Source organism: Rhodococcus sp. NPDC003383 (assembly GCF_053589115.1).
In genome coordinates this window covers 34,294-54,014 of sequence record NZ_JBSFRG010000034.1, presented here as the reverse complement: position 1 = coordinate 54,014, position 19,721 = coordinate 34,294, and the positions used below count along the sequence as shown (strand labels likewise).

Here is a 19,721-nt window from a genome sequence, read left to right as displayed (position 1 = left end):
ACGGTTGCGCACGCGAGAGGCTCGCCGCGAGCAGATGCCGAATCCGGCGGATCCTCGTACCTTGGGTGAGGTGACGTCAACCACAACCAGGCCGTCCACCCTCGGTGAGCTGCGCGCGTCCGGGCACGTGCAGCGATCGGTCAAGGACGAGATCCGGCAGAACCTCCTCGCCGCCCTGCGCGACGGCATCGACCCGTGGCCCGGCATCGTCGGATTCGACGACACCGTCGTCCCGCAACTCGAACGGGCCCTGCTCGCCGGCCACGACGTGGTTCTGCTCGGCGAGCGCGGACAGGGCAAGACCCGGCTGCTGCGGACGCTGCCGTTGCTGCTCGACGAATGGACCCCCGTGATCGCCGGGTCCGAACTGGGTGAACATCCCTACGAACCCATCACCCCGGCGTCGATCCGTCGAGCCGCCGAACTGGGCGACGACCTGCCCGTCGACTGGCGGCACCGGTCGCTGCGGTACGCCGAGAAGCTCGCGACCCCGGACACGTCCGTCGCCGACCTCGTCGGCGACGTGGACCCGGTGAAGGTCGCGGAAGGCCGCAGTCTCGGCGACCCCGAAACGATCCACTTCGGGCTGGTGCCGCGCGCGCACCGCGGCATCGTCGCGATCAACGAACTGCCCGACCTGGCCGAACGCATCCAGGTGTCGTTGCTGAACGTCATGGAGGAGCGCGACATCCAGGTTCGCGGCTACACGCTGCGGCTGCCGCTGGACGTGCTGCTCGTCGCCAGCGCCAACCCGGAGGACTACACCAACCGCGGTCGCATCATCACCCCGCTCAAGGACCGGTTCGGCGCGGAGATCCGCACCCACTACCCGGTCGAACTCGACGACGAGATCGCGGTGATCGAGCAGGAAGCCGTACTGCAGGCGCGGGTTCCGGATTTCCTGCTCGAGGTGCTGGCCCGCTTCACCCGGCTGCTGCGCGAGTCGACGTCGATCGACCAGCGGTCCGGGGTGTCCGCGCGCTTCGCGGTCGCGGGGGCGGAGACGGTCGCGGCCGCGGCCATGCACCGCGGCGCCGTTCTCGGGGAGGACGACCCGGTCGCCCGGCCCGTGGACCTCGGCACGGTGGTGGAGGTGCTGCGCGGCAAGGTCGAATTCGAATCCGGTGAGGAGGGACGCGAATTCGAGGTGCTCGAACACCTGCTTCGCCGCGCGACCGCGGACACCGCGCGGGAGCGGCTCGCCGGTGTCGACCTGGCGACCCTCGTCGAGGCGATCGAGCACGGGCGCCCGGTCACGACCGGGGACCGGATCACGGCGAAGGTGCTGCTCGACGAACTGCCGGAGCTTCCGGTGCTCGACGTCGTCGCCGACCGGCTCGGCGCCGACGATATCGGAACCCGCGCTGCCGCAGTCGAGTTCGCTCTGGAAGGTCTCTATCTGGCCCGGCGCATCGCCAAGCACGACGCCGACGACGGAACCGCGGTGTACTCGCGATGAGCAGAGGCGCGCAGTACGGGCCGTACGACGGCGGTGATCCGCTGGCGGCGCCGGTGGATCTGCGCGACGCGCTCGCCGCGATCGGTGACGACGTGCTCGCGGGCAGTTCACCGCGGCGGGCGCTCCGGGAGTTGCTGCGCCGCGGGCGTGGCAACATCCGAGGTCTGGATCAGCTTGCGGCGCAGGCGAACCGGCGCAAGCGGGAGTTGTTGAACCGCACCAATCTCGACGGCACCCTGAGGGAGGTGCGCGAGTTGCTCGATCGCGCGGTGCTCGCCGAACGCAAGGAACTCGCGCGTGCCCTCGACGACGATGCGCGGTTCGCGGAGATGCGGATCGAGGAACTCCCGTCGTCGACCGCGCAGGCCGTGCAGGAACTCGCCGACTACGACTGGCGCAGTTCCGAGGCGCGGGAGGACTACGAGAAGATCCGCGACCTGCTCGGGCGGGAGGTCCTCGATCAGCGCTTCGCCGGGATGAAACAGGCGCTCGAGGGTGCCACCGACGAGGACCGGCGCCGCGTCAACGAGATGCTGGAGGACCTGAACGACCTGCTGGACAAGCACTCTCGCGGCGAGGACACGCCCGAGGACTTCGAGCAGTTCATGGCCGAGCACGGCGACTTCTTCCCGGAGAACCCGCGCAACGTCGAGGAACTGCTCGATTCGCTGGCGCAGCGTGCGGCGGCGGCGCAGCGGCTGCGCAACTCGATGACGCAGGAGCAGCGCGACGAACTGGATGCGCTCGCGCAGCAGGCGTTCGGGACGCCGTCGCTGATGCAGCAGCTGAACCGGCTCGACGCGCACCTGCAGGCCGCGCGGCCCGGCGAGGACTGGTCCGGGTCCGAACGGTTCCGCGGCGACCAGGGGATGGGTCTGGGCGAAGCCACCGGGGCGTTGCAGGACATCGCCGAACTCGACGCGCTCGCCGAACAACTGTCGCAGCAGTATGCGGGTGCCGCCCTCGACGACATCGATCTGGACATGCTCGCACGGCAGCTCGGCGACGAGGCCGCCGCCGACGCGCGCACCCTCGCCGATCTGGAGAAGGAACTGCAACGGCAGGGTTTCTTCGACCGCGGCGCGGACGGGCAGTGGCGGCTGTCGCCGAAGGCGATGCGTCAGCTCGGGCAGACCGCGCTGCGGGACGTGATGAACCGGTTGTCGTCGCGGGGCGGGCAGCGCGAGACGCGTCGCGCCGGTGCGATGGGTGAACCGACCGGGGCGTCGCGGCCGTGGGAATTCGGGGACACCGAATCCTGGGACGTGGTACGCACACTCACCAACGCGACGTTGCGCGATCCCGGCCGGGTACCGGTGCGGATGGCGGTCACGGATGTGGAGGTCGTCGAAACCGAGCAGCGGGCGCAGGCGGCGGTCGCTTTGCTGGTGGACACGTCGTTCTCGATGGTGATGGACGGTCGCTGGGTGCCGATGAAACGCACCGCGCTGGCCCTGAACCACCTGGTGTCGACGCGGTTCCGCGGAGATGCGCTGCAGCTGATCGCGTTCGGGCGGCACGCGCGTGTGGTCACCCCGACGGAGCTGGCGGGCCTGGACGGTGTGTACGAGCAGGGCACCAATCTGCATCATGCGCTGATGCTCGCCGGCCGGCACCTGCGTCGGCATTCGAACGCGCAACCGGTGGTGCTCGTGGTCACCGACGGGGAACCGACCGCGCACATCGAACCCGAGGGATACGCGATGTTCGACTACCCGCCGAGCCCCCGCACCCTGGGGCTGACCGTCCGGGAACTGGACCATCTGGCGCGGCTGGGTGCGCAGATCACGATCTTCCGGCTCGGCGACGATCCCGGCCTGGCCCGGATCGTGGACCGGATGGCGCGCCGCGTCGGCGGTCGCGTCGTCGCCCCCGATCTCGACGGGCTGGGCGCGGCGGTCGTCGGCGACTACGTGCGGTCGCGGAGGCGCTGACGCGCCGGTGTGCCTTTGTGGCGGTCAGGGCCGCCGGAAAGGCACACGGGCGCGGGTCGCGCGCCACGTGCTGGTGGCGGCGGCGGACAGCAGGGCGGCGGTCACCAGGAACACCGACGCCGTGCCCGCCACCCCCGCGACCGCGCCGGCCGCGAGCGGGACCGCGACCTGACCGAGGCGGTTGCCGGTCAGGCGGACCGCGAGGGCGGAGGCGCGGTCCTGCTCCGAGACCAACTGGACCACCCACGTCATCGTCAGGGGCTGGCCGACACCCCAGAACATGCCGCAGATCGCGAGGAGCGCACCGATCACCCACGGGTTCGGAACGAGTGGGATCAGCGCGACGGGGACGATCGTCGCGGCGGTCGCGGAGATCAGCAGCGCCCGACGCGATACCCGGCGCAACGCCCACGGCAAGAACGCGCGCGACGCGATGGACGCGACCGTGCGGGCGGTGAGCAGAGCTGACACGAGCAGCACCCCGAACCCGAATTCGGCGCCGAGCAGCGGCAGGTATGCGACCACCAGATCCACGGCCGCGAGCACCACGAGACTCGACAGCATCGCCGGTTTCATGCCGGGGGTGCGCAGCATCGACAGCACCGACTGCGGTGCGTCGTCGCCGCTGCGGCGTCCGGACTCGGGGGGTTCGCGCAGTCCGACGACGAACGGCAGCGCCACCGCGGAGATCGCGGTCATCACCAGCAGCGCCGGGGTGGTGTTCACGGCCGTCGGATCGTCCCCGCCCGCCGCGGCGATCGCCCCGGCGAGGGGCACGCCCGCGGCCTGCCCGACCGACACCCCGAGGGTGAGCCAGGCGAAGCCGCGGTCGAGGCGGTCCGGTGGCGACAGGATCGACACGAAAGCTTGTCCCGACACGGTGACCAGCAGCTGGCCCAGCCCGAGTACGACGTTGCCGACGCCGAGCACCGGCAGGTTCGGGCTCAGGGCGATCACCGCGACACCGGCCGTCGTCAGGACGACACCCGAACGCAGGATGCCCGCGGCGTGATGTCGATCCACCGCCCGTCCGAACTGGACGGCCGCGACGAGCGGCACGATCGCGTACAGCGCGGTGATCGCGCCGATGGTGGTGGCGTCCCCGCCGAGCGCGAGCACCCGATAGGACACCAGCACGCGGACGGACTGGAACGCGGCGTGCAGCAGCGCGGTCGCGGTGCACAGGTGGATCAGCCAGTGGCGGGATACGGAAGGCACGGCTCAACCGGCCGTCACGGTGCGGCCGGCGAGCGGTGCCCGCAGCGGCAGTTCGAGGACGCCGGTCACGGCGATCTGGATGCACATGCGGTCCGCGGCCTCCGGGAGCGTTCCGCCTTCCAGCGTGACCGCGACCGCGCTGTCGGTTTCGGTCAGGGTCGCGTCGACGCCGTAGCACTCGGGCGTTCCGGTTTCGAAGTGCACGGCGATGCCGTCGCCCGCCGGAGACCACGACGTGATCGCCAGGGGATGCGGGTCGAGCAGGTCGGGGCGTGCGGTGAACACGGTCGCCCCGGCGGGTGTCGGCGCCTGCGGCAGCGGCGGCGCGTCGGCGTCGCCGGCAGCGCACGCGGCAATCGTCAGGGCGCAGGCGAGGATCGACGGCAGACGCACGGACCCCACGTTATTCGCCCTCATGCGAGCAGGAGGGCGACGAGGCCGATGGCGGGGATCGATGCGAGGGTGGTCACGAGTGCTGCGTCGCGGGCCAGCACCATCCCGCGGCCGTAGCGGCTCGCGTAGACGAACACGTTCTGCGCGGTCGGCAGGGTCGCGACCACGACGATCGCGAACAACTCGTGACCGTCGAGCCCGAGCAGGCAGCGCGCCATGAGATACGCGAGCACCGGCTGCACACCGATCTTGAGGACCGAGGCGAGCGCGACGTCGCGGCGAGGGCTCTGGCCCTTCTCGAGGACCTTCACTCCCTGCAGGGACAACCCGAACGCGAGCAGCGCCCCCGGGACGGACGCGCCGCCGAGCAGGTGGAACGGTTGCTGCACAGCGGCGGGCAGCGTCACCCCGGTGACCGCGACGATCAGGCCCGCTGCGCCGGCCAGCACGATCGGGTTCTTGAACGGCGCGGTCACGGTCTCCATGCGGGACGCACCGGCCCGCATCGTCGACAGGTCCAGGATCGTGAGCGCGATCGGGGAGAACAGCACGATCTGGAACAGCAGCAGCGGCGCGACGAACGACGCGTCGCCGAGGACGAACACCGCGATCGGAATGCCCAGATTCGCGGAGTTCACGTACGACGCGGCGAGCGCCCCGATGGTGAGTTCCGGCAGCGGTCGCCGCAGCCACAGTTTCGCGATCACCAGGTACAACGCGGCGATCGCGAACGCGGTAGCTGCGGCGACGTACAGCGTGGGGGAAAAGATGACCGAAAGATCGGAGGTGGCGAGTGCGTCGAACAGCAGCGCCGGGGTCGCGACGAAGAACACCAGGCGGCTGAGCACCACCTGACCCTCGGGACCGAGCGTTCCGGTGCGGCCGAGGACGAATCCGATCGCGATGATCACGAAGATGACACTGAACCCCGCAACCACGCCAGACACGACGGCCGAGTCTAGAGATCACACCCCGATGACCCAGGTCACACCCGGTGTCCGCCCGGATTTCAGCCCTTCACACACAGAACCGTACGCAGGTGGGTCACCACCTCGACGAGGTTGTCCTGCGCCGCGATCACCTCGTTCAGGTCCTTGTAGGCACCCGGGATCTCGTCGACCACACCGGAATCCTTACGGCATTCGACTCCGGCGGTCTGGGCACGCAGATCGTCGACGGTGAAGGCGCGCTTCGCGGCGCCCCGGCTCATCCGGCGGCCTGCCCCGTGCGACGCCGAGTACAGCGACCGCGGGTTGCCGAGGCCGCGCACCACGTACGAGCCGGTCCCCATCGATCCGGGAATCAGCGCCAGGTCGCCGGAGCCGGCCCGGATCGCGCCCTTGCGGGTGACGACGTACTCGACTCCGTCGACGGTCTCGGTCCCGACATAGTTGTGGTGGACGTTGATCTCGTCGGTGAACCGCACCTGCGGAAACGCCTCGGTCACCACGTCGCGGAACAGCGCGACCATCACCGCGCGGGACAGGGCCGCGTAGTCCTGGGCCCAGCGCAGATCGAACAGGTACGCGTCCATCTCGGGGGACCCGGCGAGAAAGTAGGCCAGGTCGCGGTCGGGAAGGTCGCGGTTGTGCGGCAGGTGCTTGGCGACGCTGATGTGGCGTTCGGCCAGTTCCTTGCCGATGTTGCGCGACCCGGAGTGCAGCGTCAGCCACACCGCGTCGTCGGCGTCGAGGCACAACTCGATGAAGTGGTTGCCGCCGCCGAGGGTGCCGACCGCGCACGGTGCCTTGGCCAGTGCACGCGCAACCGGGGCGCGCAGTTCCTTCGAGCGCTCCCACAGCCGGGCGGACCGGCTCTCGATCGTCCCGCCGAGCCGTCGGGTCTCGACCGGGCTCTTGTGGACGGAGAAGCCGACGGGGATGGCCTTCTCGATCGCCGCGCGCAGGGGACCGAGATCGCCGGGCAGGTCGGCCGCGGTCAGCGATGTCTTCACCGCGGCGACCCCGCAGCCGATGTCCACGCCGACCGCCGACGGCGCCACCGCGTCGTGCATGGCGATGACCGAGCCGACGGTGGCGCCCTTGCCGAGGTGCACGTCGGGCATGACCGCGACAATGCGCACCGGGTCGAGCCGCGCGATGTTGCGCAGCTGGGCCAGGGCCTGCGGTTCGATCTCGTGCTCGTGCGCCCACAGCCGGACGATGGGCTGACCGCTCAGTGAGAGCGGGAACTCGGACATGACTGCTGCTTCCTCCTCGGTCGTCGGTGTACCGCGACGGACCGTAGACGGCGCCCACCCCTATTGTCGTCCGATTTTTCGTGCCCGAATTCGGTGTGAGTGTGCACAAATGGTGGTCGGTTGCCAGGCGGATTCAGGAGGTCGACGACAACTGCACACTCGTGCCCGGGAACGACGACGCCGCCCCGTCCGAATGTGGACGGGGCGGCGTCGGAATGCTGTCCTACTTGCTGCTGACGTAGGGGAGCAGTGCCATCTCGCGGGCGTTCTTCACCGCGACGGCAACCTGACGCTGCTGCTGCGGGGTCAGGCCGGTGACGCGACGGCTGCGGATCTTGCCGCGGTCGGAGATGAACGTGCGGAGCAGGTTCACATCCTTGTAGTCGACGTACTCGATCTTCGCCGCGAAGAGCGGGTTCTTCTTGGGGCGGCGGCTTTCCTGCGCGCGTGCCTTCTTGGACGGTCCTCGCCTGACTGCCATTCGGTGCTCCTCACCAGCTCGACTTGTGGACGCCGGGTAATTCCCCGCGGTGGGCGAGCTCGCGCACACGCACGCGTGAGAGCCCGAACTTTCGCAGGTGGCCGCGCGGGCGGCCGTCCGCAGCGTCTCGATTGCGCAATCTTACCGGACTCGCGTCCCGGGGCAGTCTCTGCAGTGCGGCCTGCGCGGCGCGGCGTTCGTCGTCGGTGCTCGACGGCCGCCTGACGACGTCCTTCAGTTCGGCGCGGCGCTGCGCGTAGCGGGCGACGACGAGCTTGCGCTGCTCGTTGCGAGCGATCTTCGATTTCTTGGCCACGCGCTATTTCTCCTCGCGGAAGTCGACGTGCCGGCGCAGCACCGGGTCGAATTTGCGCAGGACGAGACGGTCGGGGTCGTTGCGGCGGCTCTTGCGGGTGACGTAGGTGTATCCGGTGCCGCCGGTGGAGCGGAGTTTGACGATGGGGCGGATCTCGTTGCGGGCCATCAGAGCTGCACTCCCCGTGCTCGCAGCCGGGCGACGACTGCGTCGATGCCGTCGCGGTCGACGGTCTTGATGCCCTTCGCGGAGACGGTGAGGGTGACGCGCCGGCCTTCCGAGGGCACGAAGTACGTCTTGCGCTGGATGTTCGGCTTCCAGCGGCGGTTCGTTCGGACGTGGGAGTGGGAGACGGTCTTCCCGAAGCCGGGAGCGCGTCCGGTGACCTGGCAGTGCGCCGACACGATGTGTCCTTCCTCGCCGACACGCTGAGCGTAACGACAATCATTTTCGACAAATGGCCTATCCGACTGTACGCTGCCGTCCAGCTAATGACAATCGTTATCGAAAGGTGGATTCGGTGGACACCAGGACACCGCTGATCGTCGTGTCCGGCCTGCGCGGTCCGACCCACCGCGCCGCACGAGCACTGCTGCGGCCCGGCACCGTCGTCGTGCACCACGACCTCGATCACCTCGGCGAAGGCGTCCTGCGGCGCACCCTCACGACCGTCGACAGCGAACAACTCGACGTTCTCGAACTCGCCCACGGATGCGTCTCCTGCACCCTGCGCGAAGATCTCCTGCCGCTGCTACGCCGCCTCCACACCCGCAGCACCGTCGACAGGATCGTCCTGCACCTCGATCCGCAGCTCGAACCAGAGGCGCTGTGCTGGGCCGTCGAACACGTCGTGGTCGCCGGGGTGGTCGGGCAGATCGACGGGCCGGCCGCCCGCGACGTGCGCGTCGAGGCCGTCGTGACCTGCATCGACGGGCGGACCTGGCTCGACGACGCCACCGGCGACGTCGACCTGCGGCCCGGCACCGACGACGACCGCACGGTCGCGCAGGTCGTCGTGGGCCAGGTCGAGTTCGCCGACGCACTCGTCGTCGCACCCGGCGCAGACGACCGGCAGCAGGCCCGGCTGCAGGCCGTGCTCGCCCGCCTCGCGCCCGGTGCGCCCATCGCTTGGACGGACCGGCCCGACGTCGAAGCCCTGCTCGCGCAGGTCCCGGCGACCGCGCGTCGTGGGGGTGTGGACGACGCACACGCCCCACTGCTGCGCGGGCAACCGCCGCTCGGGGAGGAGTGGGGAGTGCGACTCCTCGAATTCACCGCGGCCCGGCCGTTCCATCCGCAGCGGCTGCACGAGGCGATCGACGTGCTCCTCGACGGGGTCGTACGGGCGCGAGGTCGCGCATGGGTTGCCACCCAACCGGGCAACGCGCTGTTGCTCGAGTCCGCCGGTGGCGGCCTGCGGGTCGCGCATGCCGGGCCGTGGCTCGTGTCGATGACCCCGGACCAGCAGGAACGCGTGCCCGCGACGCGACGGGCCATGGCCGCGCTGCGCTGGGACGACAACTACGGCGACCGCGACAGCTCACTCGTCGTCCTCGTTCACGACGCCGACCCCGACGAGATTCTGGGTGTGTTGCATGCGGCACTGCTCACGGATGCCGAGTTCGCCGACCCCGCGAGCTGGGCCACCTGGGAAGACCCGTTCGGCGACTACCACCGCGAGCCCTGCGAGCCCGGCGAGGACCTCACGATCGAACCGGCAACACACAGGAAAGAAGGACAGGCATGAAACCCGGCATCCACCCCGACTACCACCCGGTCGTGTTCCAGGACGCGAACACCGGATCGACGTTCCTGACGCGCTCGACCCTGACCTCGGACCGAACCGTCGAATGGTCCGACGGCAACACCTACCCGCTGGTGGTCGTCGACGTCACGAGCGAGTCGCACCCGTTCTGGACGGGAACCGCGCGGGTGCTCGACGCCGCGGGAAGGGTCGAGAAGTTCGAACGCAAGTACGGCAAGCGGCAGCGCCGCGCCTGAGACGGAGGAAGACATGGCAGTTCCGAAGCGCCGGATGTCCCGGTCGAATACCCGCACCCGGCGGTCCCGGTGGAACGCGCAGGCACCCGAGCTGGTCCCGGTCAGCGTCGGCGGGGTGACCCACCGCGTGCCCCGACGGCTGGTGCGCGCGGTGGCCCGCGGCCTCCTCGATCCGCGCGAACTCTGACCGACCCCCGCGCCCCCGGGTGACGGAACTCGCGTCGACCCGATCCCGGAGGTGCGGGGGAACGCGGATGGCATGGTTACCGGGTGCTTCTGAAAATCCTCGAGCTGGTGGGCATCGTGGCGTTCGCGATGTCGGGTGCGCTCGTCGGCGTCGTCAAGCGGCTCGACCTGTTCGGGGTGTGCCTGGTCGGGGTGTTCACGGCGGTCGGCGGCGGTATCGTCCGCGACCTGCTGCTCGACATCCACCCGCCGTCGTCGCTGAGCAACTGGCGGTACCTGGGATCGGCACTCGCCGCGTCGGTCCTCGTCTTCTACCTGCACACGGTGGTGTCGAAGCTGAACCGGGAGATCCTCGTGCTCGACGCGCTGGGCATGGGGCTGTTCGCGACGACCGGCGCGACCATCGCCATCGAGGCCGGAGCGCAACCCCTCGCGGCTGCGCTGATCGGTGCGACCGCCGCGATCGGCGGTGGCATCCTGCGCGACGTCCTCGTCAACGAGGTGCCGCTGCTGCTGCATCGCGACCTCTACGCGATCCCGGCGCTGCTGGGCTCCGCGGTTCTCGTCGCTGCCCGCGAGCTGGGCGTCGGACAGAACATCGCGCTGGTGCTCGGTACCGTCCTCGCGACCGGCCTGCGACTGCTCGCCCTGTGGCGCGGATGGAGCCTGCCGCAGGCGCGGGTGCCACGCGAGGACTGACACCTCTCAGCGAGTTCTCAGCCGGTTCGGGCCACACTGGTGGGCATGCGGATTCTGGTGGTCGACGACGATCGAGCAGTGCGGGAGTCGCTGCGTCGATCCCTCAGTTTCAACGGCTACACCGTCGACCTGGCCACCGACGGGCAGGACGCCCTCGATCAGGTCATGGTGAGCCGGCCCGACGCGATGGTGCTGGACGTGATGATGCCGCGCGTCGACGGGCTCGAGGTGTGCCGTCGACTGCGCAGCACCGGCGACGACCTGCCGATCCTCGTGCTCACCGCCCGGGACTCGGTGTCCGAGCGGGTCGCCGGGCTCGACGCGGGCGCCGACGACTACCTGCCGAAACCGTTCGCGCTCGAGGAACTGCTCGCGCGACTGCGCGCGCTGCTGCGGCGTGCGGGGCCCGACCCGAGCCGCACCACCGAGGAGACGCTGAGCTTCGAAGACCTGACACTGAACCCGGAGACCCGCGAGGTCACCCGCGGCACCCGTTCGATCAGCCTCACCCGTACCGAGTTCGCCCTGATGGAGATGCTCATGGCGAACCCGCGCCGGGTCCTCACCCGCAGCCGCATCCTCGAGGAGGTGTGGGGCTACGACTTCCCGACCTCCGGCAACGCCCTCGAGGTGTACGTCGGGTATCTGCGTCGCAAGACGGAGGCCGAGGGTGAGCCGCGTCTGATCCACACGGTTCGCGGGGTCGGCTACGTCCTGCGCGAGACGCCGCCGTGATCGGGCGCGACGCCACCGTGATCTGCGACGGACGGTCGCGGTGAAGCGACCCATGCGCCCTCCGATGCTGCTGACCAGCTCGGTGCCCCTGCGCGTCCGGGTGACGCTGCTGGCAGCGGGCGCGGTCGCGCTCGCGGTGGCCGTGACGTCCATCGCCGCGTACGCGGTCGTCGCGCGGGCGTTGTATTCGGACGTGGACCAGCAGTTGCGGGCGCGTGCGTCCGCCCTCGTCGAGTCCAGCACCCTCATCACCTACGACCCCCGCTACATCGGCGGCGCCAAGCTCTACAGCTCCGTCATCAGCGTCGCGCTCATCTATCCGGATCTCGGCCGGTACGTGCCGCCGGGTTCGACGGTGCCGATCGGCGAACCCGAACTCGCGGTCGCGGAAGGCAAGGCCGAATCGTCGCTGCGGACGGTGTCGCAGCAGCGGGTGCTCGCGCAGCGCATCCCCGACGGCAGCACCGTCGTCATCGCCCAACGCCTCGAACCGACCGCGCAGATCCTCAATCGCCTGGCCAGCGTGCTGTTCGTCGTCGGCGGCTGCGGGGTCGTGCTGGCCGCCGCGGGTGGCGCGACCGTGGGCCGCACCGGCCTGAGACCGGTCGCGCGGCTCACGGCCGCCGCCGAACGCGTCGCCCGCACCGACGACCTGCGACCCATCCGGGTGACCGGGCACGACGAACTCGCCCGCCTGACGGAGAGCTTCAACACGATGCTGCGGGCGCTGGCCGAGTCCCGGGAACGGCAGAGCCGCCTCGTCGCCGACGCCGGGCACGAACTGAAGACCCCGTTGACGTCGCTGCGCACCAACATGGAACTGCTCATCGCGGCGAGCCGGCCCGGGGCGCCGCAGCTGCCGGACGAGGACATGGCCGAACTGCGTGAAGACGTGATCGCGCAGATCGAGGAACTGTCGACACTGGTCGGCGACCTGGTGGACCTGGCCCGCGAGGACGCCCCGGAGACGGTGTTCGAGCCCGTCGACATCGCCGACGTCGTCGAACGCAGCCTGGAACGGGCCCGGCGTCGCCGCACCGAGATCGACTTCACCGCGACCACCGAACCGTGGTTCGTGTACGGCGATCATGCGACGTTGTCGCGCGCCGTCCTCAACGTCCTCGACAATGCCGCGAAGTGGAGCCCGTCGGGCGCCGAGGTGCTCGTGGGGATGCGTCAGATCGGCACGGGCCTGATGGAACTGACCGTCGACGACGCCGGCCCGGGCATCCCCGAGGAGGAACGCGAGCTCGTGTTCGAACGGTTCTACCGGGCGACCACCGCGCGTTCGATGCCCGGCTCCGGGCTGGGCCTGGCGATCGTGCGACAGGTGGTGATGAAACACGGGGGCACGATCGCGGTCGACCGGTCCTCGCGCGGCGGTGCGCTGATCCGCATCGTGCTGCCGGGAACCCCCGAACTGTCGGACGAGGTTCCTGACAGCTATTCCGCAGGGGACTGACAGCAAATTCCTTTGCGTCTTCTAAGTGACTTCTCAGCGATCGGGTCCAATCTGGAATATGTAGGAATCCGGAAGTTGGACGAACGGGGACGAGATGAGCGACGACCAGAACCCTGGACAGCCGTACCAGCCGCCGACCACCCCATACCAGGGATACGGTCGGACCGAACCCTTCGGCGCGACCCCGCAGCAGGGACCGCACCAGCCGGGCACGCCACACCCCGGTATTCCGCAGTCCGGGTTCACAGCCCAGCCTCCCCATCAGACGGGGCACCAGCAGCCCGCTCGACCCGGCCGGGGTGTACTGGCCGCGGGCGCGATTGCGTTGGCCCTGCTCAGCGGCGGTGTCGGCGGGGTCGTCGGTGCGCTGGCGGTGGGCAACAACGACGCACCGGCGGTCGTCAACTCGCTCGACGCATCGAAACCGGAAACCACGACGATCGCGAACGCGCCGGCCGGATCGGTGCAGGCGGTCGCGCAGAAGGTCGTGCCCAGCGTCGTTCGGATCGGAATCGTCGGACGCACCACGCAGGGGGAGGGCTCGGGCGTGATCCTCTCGTCCGACGGGCTCATCCTCACCAACAACCACGTCGCCGCCGGGGGCGGCCCGGGCGCGCAACTGACCGTGTATTTCGCGGACGGCAGTTCCGCGCCGGCCACGGTCGTCGGTGCCGATCCCATCTCGGACCTCGCGGTCGTACGCGCCGAGGGTCGCACGGACCTGACCCCGATCGAGCTCGGCTCGTCCGACGGGCTGCAGGTCGGACAGGCCGTCGTCGCGGTGGGTTCGCCGCTCGGCCTCGAGAGCACTGTGACCTCCGGCATCGTGTCCGCCCTGGACCGGCCGGTGTCCACCAGCGGGGAGACGGGTAACCAGAACACCGTGATCGACGCCATCCAGACCGACGCCGCCATCAACCCCGGTAACTCCGGCGGTGCCCTCGTGAACATGGACGGCCAGCTGGTCGGCATCAACACCGCCATCGCCACGTCCGGAGGGCAGTCCGGATCCATCGGTCTGGGCTTCGCCATCCCCATCGATCAGGCTCGCCGGATCGCGCAGGAACTCATCGACAACGGCTCGGCAACCCACGCCATCATCGGTGTGCAGGTGCCGTCGCAGGACAACGCGCGCGGCGCAACCGTCATGGAGGTCACCGCCGGCGGCCCGGCGGAGAAGGCCGGTATCCCGCGCGGCTCGATCATCACGAAGGTCGACGACCGGCTCGTCACCGACGGGGATTCGCTCATCGCTGCGATCCGGTCCCACGCGCCCGGCGAGACCGTTCGCATCACCTACACAGATGCCCAGGGCAAGAACGAGAACAGCGTCGACGTGCAGCTCGTCGCCGCCGAGGAGCGCTGACCGTGAACGACAGGCCGTCGGCTACGGATACCGCTCTTCTCCTCGACTTGGGAACTACCGTGGGATCCATGGAACTCGAAGCGCCCAGGACCGGCCGTGCACTCGTCGTGATCGTCGACGATCGTGTTGCGCACGGAGACAATCCCGATTCCGCAGGCCCGCTGGTGACGGAGCTGCTGCAGGAAGGGGGCTTCGTCGTCGACGGCGTCGTGACGGTCGCGGCCGACGAGGTCGAGATCCGCAACGCGCTCAACACCGCGGTGATCGGTGGCGTCGACCTGGTGGTGTCGGTCGGCGGTACCGGGGTGTCGCCGCGCGACGTGACGCCCGACGCGACGGAGGAAGTCCTCGATCACGAACTGAAGGGCATCAGCGAGGCGCTGCGGTCGTCGGGACTGTCGGCCGGCGCCCTCGATGCCGGACTGTCGCGGGGGTTGGTCGGCGTGTCCGGCTCGACGCTCGTCGCGAACCTCGCGTCGTCGCGTGCCGCGATCCGCGACGGCATGGCGACCCTGACGCCGCTGGCCGCGCACGTCATCCAGGAACTGTCCCGGCTGGAGGAGTGACCGCTGTGGCCGACGAAGTCGAGGGTGCCGACACCGGTAAGGACACCGCCCGGGGTGAAACGAAGGGTGAAACCCCAGGTAGGAAGGGTCGGATCGACAGGGCTCGGCTCGCGCGCATCTTCGGAGAGGTGCTTCCGGAGACGGCGCGAGACGAGCGGGAGCCGGGCGAAGAGCGGTCGGAATCCGACGAATGGCTCCGCAGACAGGTCCCTCCACACCACGGCAGAGTGTGATCTCGGACACTCGTCCATTTCCGTGTCGGGTCGGACTTCAACTCGGATTCGCCTTTGCGAAACCTTTCCGAAACATTCGCAAATGCCACATGGTGGGAATCCTGCGCGCGTACGCAAGGAATGCGATCCTGTCCGGCTGTCACGCCCGGGCTCCCCGGTCTCCTACGGATAGGGCCCGACCAGTGTCTATGTCTGAATTGCCCTGACCGCGAAGGGCCTGCGACCCGATACCTGTCGTGACGGATGTCATACCGTTACCTGATTGTTATCGTTCACTTTCCCGAAACGTTGCCGGAATGGCCCCGCACCGCCTCCTGCCAGGGCATGTGAGGGTAGCCATTGCCCGCGTTTAGGTCACCGTCTAATCTCTGCACAGGTTCGAAAGAGTAAAGACCCGGGCATCAATTCCGGGTCTTTTATCACGAATCGGTAACACAGCTACCGTGCGGATGATGTGCGCATCGGCATCGACGGGGGATCTGCCTCGGCGGCGCTCGGTGTGACACGCCTCGCGGGCGACACGACAACTTGTCGGACGCGGGTGCTGAACCCGGCACGCAGAGAATGGATGAGGCATTCATGAAGATTCAGACGCGACGCGGCCTGAAGGCTGCCCGCAACGCCGTGGTGGCCGGGGCCGCCGTGGCTGGTCTGGTCCTCGGATCGTCGGGTGTGGCCAGCGCCGACGTCGACGACCAGAACCGGATCGTGTCCGCCGGTAACGAGGTGATCGTTACGCAGAAGGACACGTTCATTCAGGGTGTGCCTCCGATCGGCGGCAGCCCGCTGAGCCGTCAGTGGTTCCACAACGGCATCGGTGTGGCCAACATCGTCGGCCCCGACGCGGCCGATTTCGAGGGCTCGACCTTCCAGTTCGGCTACCAGTTCGCGTGGGCCGGCAGCATCGACGGCTCGGTCGGCGTCAGCTGGACCTCGCCGGGCCTGGGTGCCGATACAACGAGCGAACGTACCCCGCGTTTTGTGCCTGTCTACGAGAAGGACGAAGCCGGGAACATCGTCAAGGATGCCGCTGGCAAGCCGGTCCCGGTCAAGCAAGACGGCAAGGATGTCTTTGTCGAGGATCCGGACGGCGGCGATATCGAGCTCACCGATATCGAGCTCGGCGTTTCCGACATCCTTCCGCAGGCCACCGCGGGTGTCGAGCTGACCGCGGCCCCGGGTATCGACGAGCTCGTCGTCGCCGAGGGCGAGTTCGACGGCGACTTCAAGGAAGTCCAGTTCGCGAACGTCCACGGTGCCGCCACCGGCGTCATCGGGCCGGTCCAGATCCGTCCGTTCGTCCGCGTGATCACCGCGAACGGCGACAACGTCACCACCTACGGCAAGGTCTGGACCATCTAGGTCGGCTTCCGCCACCCCTCGCAGTACATCCCCACCACGAAATACGGAGTAATCATGGGAATCAAGTCGCGTGGCTTCAAGGCCGCCCGTAACGCCGCCGTGTCCGGTGCCGCCGTTCTCGGCCTCGTCCTGGGTGCGACCGGCACCGCGCAGGCCGCTGTCGACGACCAGAACCGCATCATCTCCGATGGCCTCGAGGTCGTCGTGACGCAGGAGGACACCAACATCCAGGGTGTTCCCGCGCTCGGTGGCAGCCCGTTCAACCGTGAGTTCTTCCACAACGGCCGCGGCACCGCGAACCTGATCGGCGAGGGCGCTGCCGACGCCGAGGGCACCACCTTCCAGTTCGGCTACCAGTTCGCGTGGGCCGGCAGCATCGACGGCTCCATCGGGGTGACCTACTCGACGCCGCAGCTCGAAGCAGCTATGAACCTGAATCCGACGAATCTCGCCGAGCTCACCGATTTCGAGCTCGGAGTCACCGACGTCCTCCCGCAGGCTCACGCCGAGCTGGCCCTGACCCCGGCTCCGGGCATCGAGGAGCTCGTCGTCGCCGAGGGCGAGTTCGACGGTGATTTCAAGACCGTCCAGTTCGCCAACGTCCACGGTGTTGCCTCCGGCGTCATCGGCTCCGTCCAGGTCCGCCCGTTCGTCCGCGCGATCACCGCGAACGGCGACAACGTCACCACCTACGGCAAGGCTTGGACCGTCTAAACAACGACAGTCCGGCAACCGCCGAACAAAGGCTGGGCCCCTCGGAATCTCCGAGGGGCTCAGCCCTTTTCGTGCCAGGCCCACGGAAAGAGGAGCATTACGACTTCGGGGCGTCCTTCGCGTGCGCACCGGCCTGACCCGCCTGCGCCTCGAGAATGTCGCGGATCTGGATGAGTAGGTCCTCCGCGCTGGCCTTCTCGTCGGACTTTTCCGTCGCGAACCGCTTTTTGGCGGCATTCGCCGGAACGATGAGCACGAAGTACACGACCGCCGCGATGATGACGAAGTTGATCGCCGCGGAGATGACCGCGCCGATGTTCACGAACGTGGCCGGGTTGTTCGCAAGGATCTGGAAGCCCCAGCCCATGTCGTTGTCGCCGCCGATGGCAGCGATGAGCGGGTTGATGATGTATTCGGTGAAGGCCGTCACGATGGCCACGAACGCGGTGCCCACGACCACCGCGACGGCGAGGTCGAGGACATTGCCTCTCAGCAGGAAATCCTTGAAGCCCTTCAGCATGGTCCGCTCTCCTCGTGTATGTGGTGCCGATCACATGTAGCTTCGAGGGAACCCTAAACCAACTCCACGGTTTGCACAGCGGCTCAGTGCGTCCGGTTCGCGGAGCTCAGTGCAGAGTCACGGTCAGCGCGCTCACCAGCGACGCCGCCGCGACCGCCGTCGCCTGATCCGGTGCCAGGGCCAGCAGAACCACGCGTTCACGCTGGTCACGAGCACCTTCTGCGGAATGTGCGAGCACGACGGTCGCGCCCGTCGCCAGCACCTGCGCGTCGGGGGACCGGTCTTCGGATCCCGGCGCGACCGTGAGCACGTCGACGAGGTCGCCCTCGCGCAGCAGATCGCCGACACCCGCGTCGGCCAGCCGGATCGGAACCACGCGCGCATCCGGATTCCCCGTGGCCGCACTCGCCAGGCGTGGACCGAGCATGCGCACCGAGACGAGGATTTCGCCGGCGGGGACAGGGCCGGACAGGGTGTGGCCGACCGCGTCGGAGAGAAGGGTGAGCGCGCCGGACGGCACCGCCGCGGATTCGCGGTCGACGAGTTCGACGTCGTCGAGGGTGAGTGTGTGCCCGGGGCTCAGGTCGCGCACGGCGACGACGGCGGGGGAGCGGTCGCTCGAAGGCCCGTCCCGCAGCGCCGCGACGACGGCGATCAGCGCCAGAAGTGCGGCCGCGCCGCGCCGGGCCGCGACCGTGCGCGCCCAGCCCGGTCGCAGCAGCGTGCTCGCGCGATCGACGAGTGTGGGCTGCAGGGAGGTCGTGGCCCGAGGCCCGCCGGAGGGACGGAGGCGCGATCGGGGCGGGAACGGAAAAAGACCGGCAGGCATGGCCGAACCCTACGAGTTCGGCCATGCCTGTCGGCCTCGTGAAGCGCGAATTCGAGGCGATCTGTGGATGAACAGCCCGCCTGTGGACAACTCGCGATCAGCTCGCGGCGGCCGCCGGAGTCGAGCTGGACGAGCTGCTGCTCGAGGAGTCGGACTTGGCCGGCTCGCTCGCGGTGCTGCTGCCACCGCGCGAATCGGTGCGGTAGAAGCCGCTGCCCTTGAAGACGACACCGACGGAGTTGAACAGCTTGCGCAGCTTGCCGGTGCACTCCGGGCACTCGGTGAGGGAGTCGTCGCTGAACGACTGCACGATGTCGAAGCGGTTGTCGCAAGCCGTGCAGGCATATGAATAGGTGGGCACCGGTGAATCCTCCGCGCGTTCGAAAATAAATCGCAGCTTTAGCACTCTACAGTCGACAGTGCCAACGGCGCCAGTGTGAGAACTATTCCACCAGTGCGGTCAGCCCGCGGCTCGGCGTCAGGGCGTGCGTCATCCGGATGTCGTGCGGATCCTCGGGCAGTTCGTCGACCAGCTCCTCGTCGCGCACCACGGCGATCAGCCGGGCCGACGGGTCGGCAAGGTGCAGGGTCCGGTCGTAGAACCCGGCACCCCGGCCCAGGCGCACTCCGCGCCGGTCGACTGCCAGCGCCGGCACCAGCACCACCGACGCCTGCGCCACGGTTTCGGCGGCCAGCACCGGACCGCGAGGTTCGCGCAGACCGTAGTCCGCCGCCACGAGGTCGTCCTCGCCGGTGTACTCGGCCCACTCCAGGATGCTGTCCTTGCTGGTGAGTGGCACCAGCACCCGGATTCCGCCGTCCCGCAGGGCGTCGAGCAGTGCCAGGGACCCGGGTTCGGTACCCACCGGAATGTACGCGCAGACCGTCGCCCCGGATGTGGCCAGTGCGCGCGCCGACGCGGTCAGCGCATCGTCCTCGACGCGACGCTGGGCGTCGCTGCGGTCGCGCCGGGCGGCGAGGACCGATGTTCGCCAGACGGCCTTGGATCGTGCCTGCACACCGGCCACCTTAAGATCGTGAGGGGCT

25 protein-coding genes are annotated in these 19,721 nt (G+C 69.0%); 13 read left to right on the top strand and 12 right to left on the bottom strand.

Going from position 1 to position 19,721, the window contains the following annotated elements; genetic code table 11:
• The first annotated feature begins 70 nt into the window (after window positions 1-70).
• Both ACWDTS_RS23930 and ACWDTS_RS23925 read left to right on the top strand, forming a co-directional pair.
• A complete protein-coding gene (locus ACWDTS_RS23930; protein WP_248675957.1) occupies window positions 71-1,459 on the top strand; it encodes an ATP-binding protein in 1,389 nt (462 codons plus the stop codon).
• Window positions 1,456-3,393: a vWA domain-containing protein gene (locus tag ACWDTS_RS23925; protein ID WP_248675958.1), complete on the top strand. Its 1,938-nt coding sequence runs from the start codon at window positions 1,456-1,458 to the stop codon at window positions 3,391-3,393. Before ACWDTS_RS23930 ends, ACWDTS_RS23925 begins: the two co-directional genes overlap by 4 nt.
• Before the next feature lie 24 nt (window positions 3,394-3,417).
• Here the strand turns inward: ACWDTS_RS23925 and ACWDTS_RS23920 are convergent, their stop codons facing one another.
• From ACWDTS_RS23920 to rpmB, 8 genes are all read right to left on the bottom strand, one after another.
• Entirely contained in the window at window positions 3,418-4,611 is a 1,194-nt protein-coding gene (locus tag ACWDTS_RS23920) for an MFS transporter (protein WP_197252466.1), read from the bottom strand.
• Window positions 4,612-4,614: 3 nt separating this feature from the next.
• Window positions 4,615-5,004, bottom strand: a complete 390-nt coding sequence (locus ACWDTS_RS23915; protein WP_197252465.1) for a hypothetical protein — start codon at window positions 5,002-5,004, stop codon at window positions 4,615-4,617.
• A 20-nt stretch (window positions 5,005-5,024) separates the two neighbouring features.
• Window positions 5,025-5,951, bottom strand: coding sequence for an AEC family transporter (locus ACWDTS_RS23910; protein WP_450110597.1), 927 nt, complete (start codon window positions 5,949-5,951; stop codon window positions 5,025-5,027).
• Between the two features lie 62 nt (window positions 5,952-6,013).
• Complete coding sequence (locus ACWDTS_RS23905) at window positions 6,014-7,204, bottom strand: RtcB family protein (RefSeq protein WP_197252463.1); 1,191 nt, start codon at window positions 7,202-7,204, stop codon at window positions 6,014-6,016.
• Window positions 7,205-7,427: 223 nt separating this feature from the next.
• A complete protein-coding gene (rpsR, locus tag ACWDTS_RS23900) occupies window positions 7,428-7,685 on the bottom strand; it encodes a 30S ribosomal protein S18 (protein WP_068161411.1) in 258 nt (85 codons plus the stop codon).
• A gap of 10 nt (window positions 7,686-7,695) precedes the next feature.
• On the bottom strand, window positions 7,696-8,001 hold the full coding sequence (gene rpsN / locus ACWDTS_RS23895; protein WP_450110596.1) for a 30S ribosomal protein S14: 306 nt from the start codon (window positions 7,999-8,001) through the stop codon (window positions 7,696-7,698).
• Between the two features lie 3 nt (window positions 8,002-8,004).
• A complete protein-coding gene (gene rpmG / locus ACWDTS_RS23890) occupies window positions 8,005-8,169 on the bottom strand; it encodes a 50S ribosomal protein L33 (RefSeq protein ID WP_450119155.1) in 165 nt (54 codons plus the stop codon).
• The gene (gene rpmB, locus ACWDTS_RS23885) at window positions 8,169-8,405 is read right to left on the bottom strand and encodes a 50S ribosomal protein L28 (protein ID WP_248675965.1); all 237 of its coding nucleotides are present in this window, start codon (window positions 8,403-8,405) and stop codon (window positions 8,169-8,171) included. The genes rpmG and rpmB overlap by 1 nt, the downstream gene beginning before the upstream one ends.
• A 116-nt stretch (window positions 8,406-8,521) precedes the next feature.
• Here rpmB and mrf point away from each other — a divergent pair, with 116 nt between their 5' ends.
• From mrf to ACWDTS_RS23830, 11 genes are all read left to right on the top strand, one after another.
• Window positions 8,522-9,748 carry a ribosome hibernation factor-recruiting GTPase MRF gene (gene mrf, locus ACWDTS_RS23880; protein WP_450119154.1) on the top strand — a complete coding sequence of 409 codons (1,227 nt, stop codon included), beginning with the start codon at window positions 8,522-8,524 and terminating at the stop codon, window positions 9,746-9,748.
• Window positions 9,745-10,002 (top strand): type B 50S ribosomal protein L31, encoded by a 258-nt coding sequence (locus ACWDTS_RS23875; RefSeq protein ID WP_450119153.1) that lies wholly within the window; start codon window positions 9,745-9,747, stop codon window positions 10,000-10,002. The genes mrf and ACWDTS_RS23875 overlap by 4 nt, the downstream gene beginning before the upstream one ends.
• 13 nt (window positions 10,003-10,015) lie before the next feature.
• Complete coding sequence (gene rpmF, locus ACWDTS_RS23870) at window positions 10,016-10,189, top strand: 50S ribosomal protein L32 (RefSeq protein WP_450119152.1); 174 nt, start codon at window positions 10,016-10,018, stop codon at window positions 10,187-10,189.
• 83 nt (window positions 10,190-10,272) lie between these two features.
• Window positions 10,273-10,887, top strand: coding sequence for a trimeric intracellular cation channel family protein (locus tag ACWDTS_RS23865; RefSeq protein WP_450119151.1), 615 nt, complete (start codon window positions 10,273-10,275; stop codon window positions 10,885-10,887).
• 45 nt (window positions 10,888-10,932) lie between these two features.
• Entirely contained in the window at window positions 10,933-11,622 is a 690-nt protein-coding gene (locus tag ACWDTS_RS23860) for a response regulator transcription factor (protein ID WP_450119150.1), read from the top strand.
• Window positions 11,623-11,674: 52 nt separating this feature from the next.
• A complete protein-coding gene (locus ACWDTS_RS23855) occupies window positions 11,675-13,084 on the top strand; it encodes a HAMP domain-containing sensor histidine kinase (protein WP_197252454.1) in 1,410 nt (469 codons plus the stop codon).
• Window positions 13,085-13,178: 94 nt separating this feature from the next.
• Window positions 13,179-14,450 (top strand): trypsin-like peptidase domain-containing protein, encoded by a 1,272-nt coding sequence (locus ACWDTS_RS23850; RefSeq protein WP_450119149.1) that lies wholly within the window; start codon window positions 13,179-13,181, stop codon window positions 14,448-14,450.
• Between the two features lie 68 nt (window positions 14,451-14,518).
• Window positions 14,519-15,016 (top strand): MogA/MoaB family molybdenum cofactor biosynthesis protein, encoded by a 498-nt coding sequence (locus ACWDTS_RS23845; protein WP_197252453.1) that lies wholly within the window; start codon window positions 14,519-14,521, stop codon window positions 15,014-15,016.
• A 5-nt stretch (window positions 15,017-15,021) separates the two neighbouring features.
• Entirely contained in the window at window positions 15,022-15,249 is a 228-nt protein-coding gene (locus tag ACWDTS_RS23840; protein WP_450119148.1) for a hypothetical protein, read from the top strand.
• A 579-nt stretch (window positions 15,250-15,828) separates the two neighbouring features.
• On the top strand, window positions 15,829-16,611 hold the full coding sequence (locus ACWDTS_RS23835) for an MspA family porin (RefSeq protein ID WP_450110589.1): 783 nt from the start codon (window positions 15,829-15,831) through the stop codon (window positions 16,609-16,611).
• Window positions 16,612-16,665: 54 nt separating this feature from the next.
• The gene (locus ACWDTS_RS23830; protein ID WP_450119147.1) at window positions 16,666-17,325 is read left to right on the top strand and encodes an MspA family porin; all 660 of its coding nucleotides are present in this window, start codon (window positions 16,666-16,668) and stop codon (window positions 17,323-17,325) included.
• A 97-nt stretch (window positions 17,326-17,422) separates the two neighbouring features.
• On the opposite strand, the gene mscL is transcribed toward ACWDTS_RS23830, so the two are convergent.
• The 4 genes from mscL to ACWDTS_RS23810 form a co-directional block, all read right to left on the bottom strand.
• Window positions 17,423-17,845 carry a large conductance mechanosensitive channel protein MscL gene (mscL, locus tag ACWDTS_RS23825; RefSeq protein ID WP_420750863.1) on the bottom strand — a complete coding sequence of 141 codons (423 nt, stop codon included), beginning with the start codon at window positions 17,843-17,845 and terminating at the stop codon, window positions 17,423-17,425.
• A gap of 106 nt (window positions 17,846-17,951) precedes the next feature.
• Window positions 17,952-18,674, bottom strand: coding sequence for an SAF domain-containing protein (locus ACWDTS_RS23820; protein WP_450110587.1), 723 nt, complete (start codon window positions 18,672-18,674; stop codon window positions 17,952-17,954).
• A gap of 97 nt (window positions 18,675-18,771) precedes the next feature.
• Complete coding sequence (locus tag ACWDTS_RS23815; RefSeq protein WP_197252449.1) at window positions 18,772-19,035, bottom strand: FmdB family zinc ribbon protein; 264 nt, start codon at window positions 19,033-19,035, stop codon at window positions 18,772-18,774.
• Window positions 19,036-19,117: 82 nt separating this feature from the next.
• The gene (locus ACWDTS_RS23810) at window positions 19,118-19,693 is read right to left on the bottom strand and encodes a 5-formyltetrahydrofolate cyclo-ligase (protein ID WP_450110586.1); all 576 of its coding nucleotides are present in this window, start codon (window positions 19,691-19,693) and stop codon (window positions 19,118-19,120) included.
• Window positions 19,694-19,721: the final 28 nt, after the last annotated feature.